Source organism: Azospirillum endophyticum, from assembly GCF_016595245.1.
In the GTDB taxonomy this organism is placed as follows: domain Bacteria; phylum Pseudomonadota; class Alphaproteobacteria; order Azospirillales; family Azospirillaceae; genus Azospirillum; species Azospirillum endophyticum.
The window spans coordinates 102,871-117,026 of the sequence record NZ_JAENHM010000044.1 but is presented as its reverse complement, the minus strand read 5'-3'; the positions used below and the strand labels follow the sequence as shown (position 1 = coordinate 117,026).

The 14,156-nt window shown below is 68.8% G+C and carries 12 protein-coding genes; 8 read left to right on the top strand and 4 right to left on the bottom strand.

The features are described 5' to 3' along the window. Positions 1-114: 114 nt before the first annotated feature. On the bottom strand, positions 115-474 hold the full coding sequence (locus JHL17_RS13865; protein WP_200194041.1) for a hypothetical protein: 360 nt from the start codon (positions 472-474) through the stop codon (positions 115-117). 272 nt (positions 475-746) lie between these two features. On the opposite strand from JHL17_RS13865, the gene JHL17_RS13860 reads away from it, so the two are divergent. The 7 genes from JHL17_RS13860 to JHL17_RS13830 all read left to right on the top strand — a co-directional run bounded on the left by JHL17_RS13860 (position 747) and on the right by JHL17_RS13830 (position 9,732). Further along, positions 747-2,168, top strand: a complete 1,422-nt coding sequence (locus JHL17_RS13860) for an FAD-linked oxidase C-terminal domain-containing protein (RefSeq protein ID WP_200194039.1) — start codon at positions 747-749, stop codon at positions 2,166-2,168. A 55-nt stretch (positions 2,169-2,223) separates the two neighbouring features. Then, positions 2,224-3,306, top strand: coding sequence for an ABC transporter substrate-binding protein (locus JHL17_RS13855; protein WP_200194038.1), 1,083 nt, complete (start codon positions 2,224-2,226; stop codon positions 3,304-3,306). A gap of 338 nt (positions 3,307-3,644) precedes the next feature. Then, positions 3,645-4,775: an ABC transporter ATP-binding protein gene (locus JHL17_RS13850; RefSeq protein WP_200194036.1), complete on the top strand. Its 1,131-nt coding sequence runs from the start codon at positions 3,645-3,647 to the stop codon at positions 4,773-4,775. A 1-nt stretch (position 4,776) separates the two neighbouring features. Next, positions 4,777-6,564, top strand: coding sequence for an ABC transporter permease subunit (locus JHL17_RS13845; protein ID WP_200194034.1), 1,788 nt, complete (start codon positions 4,777-4,779; stop codon positions 6,562-6,564). Between the two features lie 60 nt (positions 6,565-6,624). Then, positions 6,625-7,581: a dihydrodipicolinate synthase family protein gene (locus JHL17_RS13840; RefSeq protein WP_200194033.1), complete on the top strand. Its 957-nt coding sequence runs from the start codon at positions 6,625-6,627 to the stop codon at positions 7,579-7,581. 107 nt (positions 7,582-7,688) lie between these two features. Beyond that, on the top strand, positions 7,689-8,561 hold the full coding sequence (locus JHL17_RS13835; RefSeq protein ID WP_200194031.1) for an IclR family transcriptional regulator: 873 nt from the start codon (positions 7,689-7,691) through the stop codon (positions 8,559-8,561). A 25-nt stretch (positions 8,562-8,586) separates the two neighbouring features. Further along, positions 8,587-9,732 (top strand): alpha-hydroxy acid oxidase, encoded by a 1,146-nt coding sequence (locus tag JHL17_RS13830; protein WP_200194029.1) that lies wholly within the window; start codon positions 8,587-8,589, stop codon positions 9,730-9,732. 9 nt (positions 9,733-9,741) lie between these two features. On the opposite strand, the gene JHL17_RS13825 is transcribed toward JHL17_RS13830, so the two are convergent. Next, positions 9,742-10,221: an Lrp/AsnC family transcriptional regulator gene (locus JHL17_RS13825; RefSeq protein ID WP_200194027.1), complete on the bottom strand. Its 480-nt coding sequence runs from the start codon at positions 10,219-10,221 to the stop codon at positions 9,742-9,744. Between the two features lie 140 nt (positions 10,222-10,361). Between JHL17_RS13825 and JHL17_RS13820 the strand changes: the two genes are divergently transcribed. After that, positions 10,362-11,381, top strand: a complete 1,020-nt coding sequence (locus tag JHL17_RS13820; protein WP_200194025.1) for a 1-aminocyclopropane-1-carboxylate deaminase — start codon at positions 10,362-10,364, stop codon at positions 11,379-11,381. A 153-nt stretch (positions 11,382-11,534) separates the two neighbouring features. Here JHL17_RS13820 and JHL17_RS13815 read toward each other — a convergent pair whose 3' ends face one another. Beyond that, positions 11,535-12,686, bottom strand: coding sequence for a M20 family metallopeptidase (locus tag JHL17_RS13815; protein ID WP_200194023.1), 1,152 nt, complete (start codon positions 12,684-12,686; stop codon positions 11,535-11,537). Then, entirely contained in the window at positions 12,683-14,128 is a 1,446-nt protein-coding gene (locus JHL17_RS13810) for a M20 family metallopeptidase (RefSeq protein ID WP_200194021.1), read from the bottom strand. Before JHL17_RS13810 ends, JHL17_RS13815 begins: the two co-directional genes overlap by 4 nt. Positions 14,129-14,156: the final 28 nt, after the last annotated feature.

Below are 14,156 nucleotides of genomic sequence, written 5' to 3'. Positions count from 1 at the left end.
GACCCGGTTCCGCGGCATCCCCTTCCGAATTGGCCGACTATCGCAGTCGCCTTCCCCAACATTGCGGGGAATGCCCAGTCCGGACGCGCGGGAAATCGAATGCGGCGCCCTCCGTCAGCGCTTGATTCCGAACAGTTGCTCGTTCATCGCCGCCCGGTCCGGGACACCCATGCCGGCCGGCCGGCCGGCCGGCGGCAACCCGGCGCCCTTCGCCCCCGGCAGTCCGGTCGCCATGGTCCCGACGCCCATGGCCCCGGCTCCCGTGCGGCCGCCGCCCATCCAAGGCGGAAAGGCGCTGCCGGTGCCTGCCTGGGCCGGCGGCGCGGTGCCGACGCGGTTCGCCAGCACGGCAACGGCGACGGCCGACAGCGGGATGCCGCCGGACTGCACCTCGAAGGCGGAAGCCGGCCGGCCGGCGATCGAAACCGCCGTGGCGAGGATCAGGCATAGGAGCATGACGGCAAGTCGGCGCATCGGACGGTTCCTTCACGCAGGGACGCAGTTCGGCAAGAGGAGCGGGCGGTGAGATCCCCATGCTGCCGCAAAGGTCCTGGCATCCGCTGTGGGCTGGGCCACACCGCCGGACAAATCGGCACGGCCGCACACCAAAGCTGCCCCGGCGAAAAATTCGAACACGAAGCAAAATTTGGATTGTTGGCAGGGCGATCACAGACTATCATATTTCAGTTGCTTCAATCGTATAGCGATTGATTTGACAGACACCATACAGATCAAGGAGATCGCGTGTGGACGTGATCGCTGAGCTGTCGGGCCTGATCGGCGCCGACGCCGTCCTGACATCCCCATCCGACCTGGACGCGGTCACAGAGGACTGGCGCGGGCGCTACCGCGGCCCGGCGCTGTGCCTCGCCCGTCCGGCCACCGCCGAACAGGTCGCGGCGGTGGTGCGCTGCTGCGCCCGCCACGGCGTTCCGGTGCTGCCGCAGGGCGGCAACACCAGCCTGTGCGGCGGCGCCGTTCCCTCTGAAAAGGGCCCCGCCCCGGTCATCCTCAACCTGTCGCGGATGCGCGCGGTCCGCGCCATCGACCCGGTCAACAGCACGATGGAGGTCGAGGCCGGCTGCGTCCTCGCCACCGTGCAGGAAGCGGCGGCGGCGGCGGGACGGCTCTATCCGGTCAGCCTGGGGGCCGAGGGCTCCTGCCAGATCGGCGGCACCATCGCCACCAATGCCGGCGGCACCTCGGTCCTGCGCTACGGCAACACGCGCGACAACGTGCTGGGCCTGGAAGTGGTCCTCGCCGATGGCACCATCTGGTCGGGGCTGTACGGGCTGCGCAAGAACAACACCGGTTACGACCTGAAGCACCTGTTCATCGGGTCGGAAGGGACGCTCGGCATCATCACCGCGGCGACCTTGAAACTGCATCCGCTGCCGACGCGCCATGCCGTCGCCTGGGTCGGAATGGCCTCGCCCGCCGACGCGCTGACCCTGCTGACCCGCGTGCAGGAGCGCTGCGGCGCCCGGCTGTCGGCCTTCGAGATGATCAACCGGCTCCAGCTCGATCTCGTCATCGGGAACGTGCCGGGACGCCGCAGCCCGATCGAGGGCGAGGCCGAATGGCATGTGCTGATCGAGCTGTCTGACAACAGCGGCGGCGATGCCCTCGACGCCGAGTTGCAGGCGATCCTGGAGGACGCCTTCGGCGACGGCCTGCTGACCGACGCGGCGCTCGCCGCCAGCGACAGCCAGCGCCACGCTATGTGGGAGATCCGGCACAGCGTGTCGGAGGCCAACAAGAAGGCCGGCGTCGGGCTGACCACCGACTGCGCGGTGCCGCTGTCCGCCGTTCCCGCCTTCATCGACGCCGCGACCGCCGCGGTGCGGGCGCTGGTGCCCGGCCTGCCGGCGATCGTCGTCGCCCATCTCGGCGACGGCAACGTCCATTTTATCCCCTTCTTCACCTTCGATGCGTGGAACGCGATCGCCGACCGCGATGCGCTCGCCGCCCGGATCCGCCACGCCGTCAACGACGAGGCCGCCCGGCTGAACGGCACCTTCAGCGCCGAGCACGGCGTCGGCCGGGTCCAGCTGGGAGAAATGGCGCGCTACAAGCCGCCCGCCGAGCTGGCGCTGATGCGCGCGGTCAAGCAGGCGCTCGATCCGCAGAACATCTTCAATCCCGGCCGCCTGCTGCCGCCGGGCTGAGCTTCCTGTCCTTCGCGTCCATCCGCCGTCCCGTCCCACCAAGAGGAGTTCCGACATGAGCATCCGCCAATCCGGCTGGTCCCGCCGCACCCTGCTGAAAGCCGGCGCCGCCGGCACGGCCGCGCTCGCCATGCCGGCGATCTGGAGCCCGGCGCGGGCGCAGAACAAGCGGATCGTCGTGCGCGACGACGGCGGCATCTACACCAAGGCCTACGGCGAGATCTTCTACAAGCCCTTCACCGAGGCCACTGGCATCGAGGTGGTCGGCGTCCAGGCGAACGCCGAGCCGACGGCGCAGATCCGCTCGATGGTGGAAGCGAAGTCCTACACCTGGGACATGGCCAAGATCAGCCAGCCGGCCATCCTGATGCTGACCGGCGGCGACAAGCCGCTGCTGGAGAAGCACGGGCTGGAGGCCGACCCGGCCGTCGCCTCGATCCCCAAGCAGTACATGTCGGAATACGGCGTCGGCACCAACGTCTACACCACCGTGCTGGCCTACCGTACCGACGCCTTCAAGGGCCGCAAGGCGCCGGCCTCCTGGAAGGACTTCTACGACGTCGCCAACTTCCCCGGCCGCCGCGCCCTGCGCAAGCACCCGTTCGACACCATCGAACAGGCGCTGATGGCCGACGGCGTGACCAACGACAAGGTCTATCCCTGCGACCTCGACCGCGCCTTCAAGGCGCTCGACCGCCTCAAGAAGGACATCTCGGTGTTCTGGACCAGCGGCGCGCAGGTCGAGCAGATGCTGCTGTCGGGCGAGGTCGACATGGTCCCGACCTGGGTGTCGCGGCCGCAGGCGGCGATGGCCGCCGGCGCCCCGGTTGGCATCGTGTGGGACCAGAACATCTGGGGCCTCGACAGCTGGGCGATCCTGGCCGGTACCCCGAACGCCGACGCCTGCCGCCAGTTCATCAAGTTCGCCTCCGACCCGAAGCGTCAGGCCGCCCTGGTGAAGTATTTCCCGGCCGGCGTCACCCAGCCGGAAGCCTTCAACCACATCGACGCCAAGATCGCCCCCGACTGCCCGACCTTCCCGGCCAACATCGAGCGCGGCGTGAAGATCGATGCCGAATACTGGCTGAAGAACCAGCAGACCGGCCTGGAGCGCTACAACGCCTGGCTGCTGAGCTAAGGCGCAGTCGCGCTGTCCTCTCCCCGGCTCTTCCCGGCTCGCGCGCTACGTGATGCACACAACCCCAAGCCTTGGTAAGGCTCTGGAATCAAAAGAACTCTGCGTCATCCCCGCGAAGGCGGGGATCCAGGAAACTCCGCGGCTAAGCTGTCGAGCTGGCTGGATTCCCGCCTCCGCGGGAATGACGTCCAAATAAGTTGTTTGATTCCAGCATGTTACCCAAAGCTCAGATTGTGGATCCAGTAGCGCGAGAGCGGAAGGGTTGGGAAAGGGGCGGCAGGCACCCAATCCCGCCATCCACACCATCCTTCGGCCCAACCCCTCGCGAGGAGGCGCGCATGTCTTCTTCCAGCCTTTCCGTCCAGGGCCTCGCCAAGCGCTACGGTGACTTCGTGGCGCTCGCCCCCACGGATCTCGTCGTCGCCGACGGCGAGTTCCTGACGCTGCTCGGCCCGTCCGGCTCCGGCAAGACGACGCTGCTCAGCCTGCTGGCCGGCCTCGTCCCGCCCGACGAGGGAAGCGTGCGCATCGGGTCCCAGGACGTCACCTACGCTCCGCCCTATGAACGGGACATCGGCGTGGTGTTCCAGAATTACGCCCTCTTCCCGCACATGACGATCGAGGAGAACATCGCCTTTCCGCTGAAGATGCGGAAGGTGTCGGCCGCCGACGCCAAGCGGCGGGCGCGCGAGGCGCTGGAGATGGTTCATCTCCCGCACATCGCCGGCCGCTACCCGCGTGAGCTGTCGGGCGGCCAGCAGCAGCGCGTGGCGCTCGCCCGCTGCATGGTCTACAAGCCCTCGATCATCCTGATGGACGAGCCGCTGGGGGCCCTCGACAAGAAGCTGCGCGAGCACATGCAGCTGGAGATCAAGCGCCTGCACCGCGAGATGGGAACGACGATCGTCTACGTCACCCACGACCAGGAAGAGGCGATGACGATGTCCGACCGCATCTGCCTGATGAATGCCGGGCGGATCGAGCAGTTGGGCACGCCGGCCGACCTGTATTTCCGGCCGCGCACGCTGTTCGTCGCCGACTTCCTGGGTGAGTCCAACATCCTGCCCGCCGACCTGCGCACCCGCGTCGGCGACGAGGTGGAGGTCGGGGTGGGCAGCAGCGGCGTTTCCGGCCGCGCGCTCGCCAACGGCCACGACCTGCCGCCGGGTTCGTCGGTGCGGGTGATGGTTCGTCCGCAGAACCTGGCGGTCGCCCGCCACGGCGCATCGGCCATGGGCGTGCCGGCCGTCGGTGTCCAGGGCCGCGTGTCGGAGGTGATGGTCACCGGCAGCCTGACCAAGGTCTACATGGAGCCGCTCGACCGCAACCTGCCGCCGCTGGTCGCCGCCTTCCCCACCCGCAACGAGGCCGATGCGGTCCGCATCGACGACGTGCTGACGCTGTCCTGGAGCGGACGCGACGCCGTCGTCATCGCCGACACCGCCGCCCCGGCTGCGGGGACCGCCTGACATGAACGGCCAGTCCCTGACCATGACCGACACCGCAGGCGCCAAACGCCATTCCCCGCCGCCCGCCTGGCGCAAGCCGGTGCTGATGGGTGCTCCGCTCGTCCTCCTCCTCGTCGCCTTCCTGGTCTTTCCGGTCGGGCAGCTGCTGGCGCTCAGCGTCTACAACGGGCAGGGCTTCACGCTGGCGCCCTACGCCCAGCTCTTCGCCTCCAGCCTCTACGCCACCGTGCTGTGGATCACGCTGAAGATCTCGCTGGCGACGACGCTGGTCGCGGTGGTGGCCGCCTATCCCATCGCCTACCTGATCTCGGTCGCCAAGGGGCCGGCGAAGAGCCGGCTGATCTTCTGGGTGCTGCTGTCCTTCTGGACCAGCTTCCTGGTGCGCGCCTTCGCCTGGGTGGTCATCCTCGGCCGCAACGGCGTCATCAACAGCACGCTGATGTCTCTCGGCATCATCGACCGGCCCCTGGACCTGCTCTACGGCTTCGGCGCGGTGCTGGTCGGCATGGTGCACGCCATGCTGCCGCTGGCGGTGATGACCATGCTGGCGGTGATGGAGAACATCGACCGCACCCTGCCGCGGGCCGCCAGCACGCTGGGCGCCAGGCCCGGCACCGCCTTCTGGACCGTCTATTTCCCGCTGTCTCTGCCCGGCGTCGCCGCGTCGGCGATCATGGTCTTCGTGTCGGCCATCGGCTTCTTCATCGTGCCGGCCCTGCTGGGCGGCCGCAAGGAGACGATGATCACCCAGCTGATCATCGACCAGGTGCAGCAGACGCTGAACTGGGGGCTGGCCGGCGCCATCTCGGTGCTGCTGCTGACCGTCGTGCTGATCGTCTTCGTGCTGTACGACCGCGTCTTCGGCTTCGCCTCGCTGACCGGCGAGAGCGCGGTCGTGCGCAACCGCGACACCGCCATGCGGCGGCTGGGCGGGCGGGTGCTGGCGGCGCTGGGTTCGGCCAGCGACGCGCTGATCGGCATCGTCCCGCGCCGCCATCCGATCGCCGGCCGGGCCGAGCGCCCGCTGGCGCTGACCGCCTTCGTCTGGTTCCTGCTGGTGCTGATCAGCCTGCCCGCCTTCCTGATGATCCCGCTGTCCTTCGGCAAGGGCGGCCTGGCCTGGCCGCCGTCCGGCTTCACGCTGCAATGGTACGAGCAGCTGCTGCAGTCGCCGATCTGGATGCAGGCGCTGTGGCGCTCTATCGTGGTCGCCTTCGGCACCGGCCTGCTGGCGATGGCGATCGGCGTTCCCGCCGCCTTCCTGATGGTGCGCGGCCAGATGCGGGGCAAGGGCGCCATGCTGGCCTTCATCCTGTCGCCCATCGTCGTGCCGCGCATGATCATCGCCGTCGGCATGTTCTACGTCTTCGCCCAGATGGGGCTGGTCGGCACCATCCTCGGGCTGGTGATCGGACATACGGTGGTCGCCGTGCCCTATGTGGTGATGACGATGATGGCGGTGCTGCGCAACTACGACACCCGCCTGGACATGGCTGCGCAGAGCCTGGGCGCCCGGCCGCTGGCGGCGCTGCGGCACGTCACCTTCCCGATCCTCGGGGCCGGCATGCTGTCGTCCTTCCTGTTCGCCTTCGCCACGTCCTTCGACGAGCTGACCATCTCGCTCTTCTCCTCGGGCGGCCTCAGCGCCACCCTGCCCAAGCAGTTCTGGGACGAGGTGACGCTGCAGGTCTCCCCCGTCATCGCGGCGGTGTCGACCGGGCTGCTGCTGTTCGTCGCCGCCCTGATCTGGGTCGCGGACCGGATGCGGCGGCGCAGCCTTGCCAGCTGAACCGGGCCGGCCAAGCCCTCCCTGAACCACTTTCACCCCTGCTTCTTCCAAGGATTCGACATGCTTGACGCCACGAAGCTTCGCGGCATTCTGCCCGCCACCCCGACGCCGGTGACATCCTCCGGCACCATCGACGTGGCGGCCTCCAAGGCGCTGTTCTCCTGGCTGTTCCGCCAGGGGATCGACGGGCTGGTCCCGCTCGGCGGCACCGGGGAGTATGGCGCGTTGGCGAAGGACCAGCGCATCCGCTTCGCCGAGCTGTCGGTCGAGGCGATGGCGGGTGCGGCGGGTGCCGGCGGGAAGCGCGGCCCGGTGATCGCCGGCGTGCTCGACACCGGCTATTACGACGCGCTGGCCGCCGGCCGCGATTTCGCGGCGGCCGGTGTCGACGGGCTGCTGGTCCTGACCCCCTACTACACCAACCCGACCCAGGCCGGCATCCGCGACTATTTCCTGCGCTACGCCGACGAATCGCCGGTGCCGATCCTGATCTACGAGATCCCCTACCGCACCCGCATCGCCGTCGACCCGGAGATCCTGCACGAGCTGTCGCGGCACGAGCGGATCATCGGCATGAAGGCCTGCAACACCGACATGTATCATTTCCTGCGCACGGTGGCGGGGGTCGACTCCTCCTTCACCGTCCTCAGCGGGGAGGATACGCTGTTCCCGCTGCACGTCGCCGCCGGCGCCAAGGGCGGCATCGTGGTGACGGCCAACCTGCTGCCGCGGGCCTGGCGGCTGATCCATGATCTCGCCTCGACCGGCAAGCTGGACAAGGCGTTGGAGATCCACCGCAGCCTGATCCCGATGATGAACCTGGCTTTCGCCGAGACCAACCCCGGCCCGATGAAGGCGGTGATGGACCTGATCGGCGTCGAGGCCCCGGCGATGCTGGCGCCGCTGCGCGAGCCGGCCGAGCCGCTGAAGCGGTCGCTGCGGCGCGAGCTGTCGCGCCTGCTCGCCACCTACGAGGGGGTTCCGGCCGAGGGCGTGCCGGCAGCCCAGCCGGTCTGACCGGCGGCAACCGCGCCGCGCGTGGCATTCGCTTCGCCGGATGCTATGCGTAGCGCGGCGGCACCGGACGACGATCCGGTCGGATGAGGAAGCCCAGGGGATTGCCGATGATGCGCACAGCAGGACGGAAGCCGAAGACGGAGGGTTCCGCTACGGAACAGGACGCGACGGCCTCGGATCCGGGGACAAAGAAGGCCGACCCGCGCGACTCCTCGCTGTTCGTCGGGTCGACCGAAAAGACCTTCCAGATTCTCCATGCCTTCGACGGGCCGCATCGCCAGATGCCGCTGTCGGAGATCGCCAAGGCCGCCAACCTCGACCGCAGCGCGGCGCAGCGGCTGGTCTACACGCTGGAGGTCCTGGGCTACCTGCGCCGTGTCCAGGGCACGCGCAACTACGCGCTGACCCCGAAACTGCTGCAGTTCTCCTACAATTACCTGCGCGCCAACGAGCTGATCGAGAAGGCCTACCCCTACCTTCTGGACATCAGCCGCAGCGTCGGCGAGACCGCCAACCTCCAGGAACTGGACGGCGCCGAGATCGTCTTCGTCGCCCGTTTCCCCGGCAAGCACCTGGTCAACATCGAGTTCATGGTCGGCAGCCGCCTGCCCGCCTATTACACCGCGTCCGGCACCGCCATCCTGTCCCGCCTGTCGGAGGAGGAGCGCGAGGACATCCTGGCCCGCACCGACCTGCGCCCGCTCACCCCCTTCACGGTCTGCGATCCCGACCGGCTGCGCGCCCGCGTGCGCGAGGCGGGGGAGAAGGGCTATGCCTTGCTGACCAACGAGACGGTGATGGGCGACATCTCCGTCGGCGCCGCCATCACCGACGAGCATGGCCGCGCGGTCGCCGGCATCAGCATCTCCGTCCCCGCCACGCGCTGGACGCCCGAGCGGGTCGAGGAGGAACTCGTCCGCCATGTCCAGGTCGCGGCGGCCTCCATCTCCGTCCACAAATTCGGCGGCTATCCGCGATAGTCCGCCCCGCAGGAGGCGACAGTTCATGGCGGCCAGCCAGACATGCCTGAACATTGACGAATTGCGCCGGCAGGCCCGGCGTTTCCTGCCGCGCGGCCTGTTCGACTACATCGACCGCGGCACCGAGGATGAGACCTCCCTGCGCCGCCTGCGCGAGACTTTCGACCGCAGCGAACTGATGCCTCGGGCCCTGGTCGACACCGCCGGGCGCCACACCGGCATCAGCCTGTTCGGCCGCGAGCGCCCCCTGCCCTTCGTCATCGCCCCCACCGCCGCCGCCGGCCTCGTCCGCTACGACGGGGAGGTGCTGCTGGCACGGGCGGCCCGCGCCGCCGGCATTCCCTTCTCCGTCTCGACCCAGTCGATCACCAGCATCGAGGCCATCGCCGAGGCGGGGGCCGAGCTGTGGTTCCAGCTCTATGTCTGGCGCGACCGCAGCCTGACCCATGCCCTGCTGGACCGCGTCGCCGCCTGTGGCGTCGACACGCTGATCCTGACCGTCGACACCGCGGTCTCGCCCAAGCGCGAGTACAATCTGCACAATGGCTTCAGCGTCCCGGTCACGCCGTCGCTGCGCGGCACGCTGGACGTTGCGCGCCATCCGGCCTGGCTGGTCGGCGTGCTGCTGCGCCTGCTGACCAACGGCGGCTGGCCGGGCTACGCCCATTACCCGCCGCAGTTCCGGACCCGGATCACCGACTCCACATCGCACGATCCGATCCGGCTGTGCGACCGGGTCAGCTGGGACGACGTCGCCGAATTGCGGCGGCGCTGGCGCGGTCGGATCATCATCAAGGGCCTGCTGGCGCCGGCCGACGCGCTGCGGGCTGCGGAAGCCGGGGTCGAGGCCATCGTGGTGTCCAACCATGGCGGGCGCAACCTGGACAGCGCCCCGTCGCCGCTTGCCGTGTTGCCGCGGATCGTCGATGCGGTCGGCGACCGATTGACGGTGCTGGCCGACAGCGGCGTGCGGCGCGGCAGCGACGCCGCGAAGCTCCTGGCCGCCGGTGCGACGGCGGTGCTGCTCGGCCGCGCCCCCCTGTTCGGCCTCGCCGCCGACGGTCAGGCGGGAGCCGAACATGCGCTGGCGATCTTGCAGGACGAACTCGACCGGACCATGGCCCTGCTCGGCTGTCGGACGGTGGCCGACCTGCGCGGCTGCGTGGGCTGAGCGTCAGCTTCAGAAATCCAGCATCGCGTTGTCGATCACCTCCTTCATGACGAAGAAGGTGCGCGTCTGCCGCACGCCCGGCAGCGCGATCAGCTCCTGCCCGTGCAGACGGTTGAAGTCCGCGATGTCGCTGACCCGGATCTTCAGGAAGAAATCGAAATCCCCGGCGACCAGATGGCAGTCGAGGACGAAGGGCAGCTTGCGGATCGCCCGCTCGAACTCGGCGAAGCTCTCCGGCGTCGAGCGGTCAAGCTCCACGCCGACCATCACCAGCGTGCCGCGATCCACCCGGGCCGGCTCGATCTCGGCCCGGACGGAGCGGATGTAGCCTTCCGCGAACAGGCGTTGCGTGTGCCGGTGGCAGGTGGCGGGGCTGAGATGCACCGCCGCCGCCAGATCGGCATTCGTCATCCGGCCATCCCGTTGAAGATGCTGGAGAATCTTTCGGTCCGTCGTGCTGAGCTCGTCGGCGGTGTCGTTTTCTCTCATTCCAGCCCCAATTTTTGGGAAAGATCCTGTACTGAATGGCATTTTAGGGACAGTCTGCGGCAATTCGATAGCGAAGTTCGAGAGCACCTTTCATTTCCGTGGTGATACCGTCGCTTCACTTGAGACACTGGAGCCCCGCCATGCTGCGCCTCGAACGCTTCGAACGTTACCCGCTCACCTTCGGCCCGTCTCCCATCGAACACCTCCCGCGCCTGACCGAGGCGCTCGGCGGCAAGGTCGAGATCTACGCCAAGCGCGACGACTGCAACTCCGGCCTCGCCATGGGCGGCAACAAGCTGCGCAAGCTGGAATACATCGTTCCCGACGCCATCGCGGCCGGTGCCGACACGCTGGTGTCGATCGGCGGCGTGCAGTCGAACCACACCCGCATGGTCGCGGCGACCGCCGCCAAGCTCGGCATGAAGTGCGTGGTCGTCCAGGAAAGCTGGGTTCCGCACGAGGACGCCGTCTATGACCGCGTCGGCAACATCCTGCTGACCCGTTTGATGGGCGCCGACAGCCGCATCGTTTCGGACGGCTTCGACATCGGCATCCGCAAGAGCTGGGAAGACGCCATCCAGTCGGTGAAGGATGCCGGCGGCAAGCCCTACGGCATTCCGGCCGGCGGCTCCGTCCACAAGTACGGCGGTCTCGGCTATGTCGGCTTCGCCGAAGAGGTCCGCAAGCAGGAGGCCGACCTCGGCTTCAAGTTCGACTACATCGTCGTCTGCGTCGTGACCGGCTCGACCCAGGGCGGCATGATCGTCGGCTTCGCCGCCGACGACCGCGCCGACCGCGTGATCGGCATCGACGCCTCCGGCACCCCGGAACAGACCCGCGCCCAGGTCCGCGAGATCGTCGACAACACCGCCGAACTGGTCGAACTCGGCCGCAAGGTCCGCGACGACGAGATCGTCATCCTGGAAGACTACGCCTATCCGGCCTACGGCGTGCCCAGCGCCGAGACCAACGAGGCGATCCGCCTCGCCGCCCGCACCGAGGCGATGATCACCGACCCGGTCTATGAGGGCAAGTCGATGCAGGGCATGATCGACCTCGTGAAGAAGGGCTATTTCCCCGAAGGCTCGAAGGTGCTCTACGCCCATCTCGGCGGCGCCCCGGCGCTGAACGGCTACAGCTATACGTATCGCAACGGTTGAGCTACTCTCGACCCTGAGAATCCCCTCTCCCCCCGGGGAGAGGGTTAGGGTGAGGGGGTCGCACTGCGTGCCTCCATCGGGAATCCACGCTATGCATCCCCCTCACCCCGACCCTCTCCCCGGGGGGAGAGGGGGAAACCGTATATCCCAGACCTACCCCTCCAACCCCGCGATCGTGACCGCCAGCGCCTGGGCGCGCGGCACCAGCGTGTCGAGCCGGCACCATTCGCGTTCCGTATGGGCGGCCCCGCCGACCGGCCCCAGCCCGCACAGCGAGGGCACGCCGAGCGCACCGGTGAAGCCTGAATCCGCACACCCGCCGGTGAACTCCCCGCCGACCTCGAAGCCGACCTCCTTCGCCGCCGCCTGATAGCGGGCGAACAGCTCGGCTGCATGCCGTTCCTCCAGCGGCATGAACAGGTGCCCCCGTTCGTAGGACGCGCTGGTGCCCGGCACATCCTCGGCCGCCAGGATCGCCTCGACCCGCGCCAGAATGCCGTCGAGCTGGTCGACGGAGCGGAAGCGGATGTCCAGCGCCGCTTCCGCATGGTCGGCGACGGTGTTGTGCGTCCGCCCGCCGCGGATGACGCCGACATTGGTGGTGATGCCGCTGGGATAGTCGGTCAGCGCATGCAGCGCGGTGATCTTCGCCGCCAGCGCCCCGATGGCGCTCGCCCCGTCGGCGTGGTTGACGCCGGAATGGGCGGCCCGTCCGGTCACTTTGATATCCAGCGTCAGCCCGCCCTTGCGCGCGGTGACGACATTGCCCGACACCCGCCCCGGCTCGGCGTTGAAAGCGGCACGGGCTCCCCGCGCCACCTCCTCGATGATCTTGCGTCCGGAGGGCGAACCGATCTCCTCGTCGGCGGTGAACAGGCCGATCAGCGGGAAATCGGTGCCGCCCGCCGCCTTCAGCGCCCGCAGCACGAAGACGTCGACGACCAGCCCGCCCTGCATGTCGGCCACGCCCGGCCCATAGGCGGTGTCGCCGTCGCGGCGGAAGGGCCGGGCTGCCACCGTGCCCTTGGGATAGACGGTGTCGCGGTGCCCCATCAGCAGCACCGGCGCCCCGCCCCTATGCCCGGGAATATCGGCCTTCAGCACGCTGCCGTAGGTCTCGTTCGGGAAACGGGTCACGGCGATGCCGTCGGCCTCCAGCATCGCCGCCATGATCTCGCCGACCGCATCGATGCCGGCCTGGTCGCGGCTGCCGGAATCGATGTCGACGATGCGCTGGAGCATCTCCTCCATCTCGGTGCGGCGGCTTGCCAGCCAGTCGCTGGCACGTTGGGCGAGCGGGGTCATGCGCGGATGGCCTCCTTGCCGGCGGTCTTGCGAGCGTCCCGGATGGCGGAACCGGTCTCGCCCAGGTCCCAGAACAGCCCGGCCATCACCCGCAGGGCTTCTTCGACGACCGGCGCCAGCAGATGTTCGTCGGGCGCATGCTGGGAACAGGCCGGATAGGAATGGGGCACCCAGATGGTCGGCAGCCCCAACACCTCGGCGAAGACGTCGTTGGGGATCGAGCCGCCCAGATTGGGCAGCAGCGCCGGCTTCTTGCCCGTCGTCCGTGCCAGCGAGTCCAGCGCCCAGCCGACCCACGGGTCGGTGGGATCGAGCCGGGTGGCGGAGAACGCCTCCATCCGGCTGGCGGTCGCCTGCACCCGCTGGAAGCCGTTGGCGGCGAGATGGGCGCGCACGGCGTCGAGGACCTTCGCCGGATCGGTGCCGACGACGAAGCGGAGTTGCAGCGTCGCCTTGGCGCTGGCCGGCACCGCGTTGACCGGCGCACGCGGATTCCCGGTCTCGAAGGCCAGCACCTCCAGCGTGTTCCAGCCGAACACCCGTTCCTCCGGCGTCAGGCCGGCCTCGCCCCAGTCGCGGTCGATCTCGGGATCGTTCGGCCCGCCGCCCACCGTCAGGTCGGCGATGGCAGCCTTGACCGCCGGCGGGATGCCGGCCGGCTTCAGCGCATCGAGCCTGATCCGCCCCTGCCCGTCGACCAGCGAGGCGATGGCATTGGCGAGGATGGTGCCGGGATTGGCGAGCAGCCCGCCCCAGTTGCCCGAATGGTGGGCACCCTTGCGCAGATCGACCGTCAGCTCGAAATTCAGCGCGCCGCGCGAGCCGAGGAACACCGTCGGCCGCCCGGCGATCACCCGCGGCCCGTCCGAGGCGATCAGCACGTCGGCGGAGAGATCCTCGCCATGGCTCTCGGCCAGCGCGCGCAGGCCGGGCGAGCCGGCCTCCTCGCCCATCTCGATCACGAACTTGGCATTGAAGCCCAGGCTGCCGCCGCGTTCCGCCATCACCTGGGCCAGCGCCGCGATGTTGACGGAATGCTGGCCCTTGTTGTCGGCGGTGCCGCGGCCGTACCAGCGATCGCCCTGGATCGTCACCGTCCACGGGTCGATGCCGTCGCGCCAGCGCCCCTCATGGCCCGGCACCACGTCGCCGTGGCCGTAGATCAGCACGGTGGGCAAATGGTCGGCCTCGTGGCGCTTGGCGATCAGGAACGGCCCGCGACCGGCGACCGGGTTCTCCACGATGGTGCCGGCGAAGCCGAGCTTCGCCAGCGACGGGATCATCTCCCCGTCCAGATAGGCGTGCAGCTCGGCTCCATGGTCGGGCGACTGGCTTTCGGACTTGATGGCGACACGCCGCGTCAGGTCGGCCAGGAAGGCACCGGACGCGAAATGTTGGGCGGCGCGCGCGATGGCGCCGTCACGCGATGGCTGGTGAGTCATGGCGGAACTCGGGAATTGGGGGAGGAGT